We start from the raw sequence: 251 nt of genomic DNA, 5'->3' as shown, positions 1-251 counted from the left end.
ACGTGGCCGGTCTCCGCCGCCTGCAGCGGTATCGCCGCCTCAGCGCATGATCGGGGCGCTCCGCAGCCTGCGCTCGCGTCGCAGCACCTGTGTGATGACCGTCAGGTGCGGGAACTCGATGAGCATGCCGAGCACGATCGCCGCGTGTGTGACGGGCTGATCGGGGAGGGCGACCATGGTGACGGCGAGCATGAGCGGTGCATTGCGCGCCGAGGTCGTCATGGTCACGAGAGCGTGCGCCGCATCGTCGA

General features: G+C 68.9%; 1 pseudogene. It reads right to left on the bottom strand.

Going from position 1 to position 251, the window contains the following annotated elements:
- Nucleotides 1–39: 39 nt before the first annotated feature.
- Nucleotides 40–251: pseudogene (locus tag SB754_RS21865) on the bottom strand (hypothetical protein); the annotation flags it as partial.

The organism is Leifsonia sp. SIMBA_070, from assembly GCF_046534635.1.
Classification (GTDB): domain Bacteria; phylum Actinomycetota; class Actinomycetes; order Actinomycetales; family Microbacteriaceae; genus Leifsonia.
The sequence above is the reverse complement of the archived record's forward strand: the minus strand, read 5'-3'. Positions and strand labels throughout refer to the sequence as shown.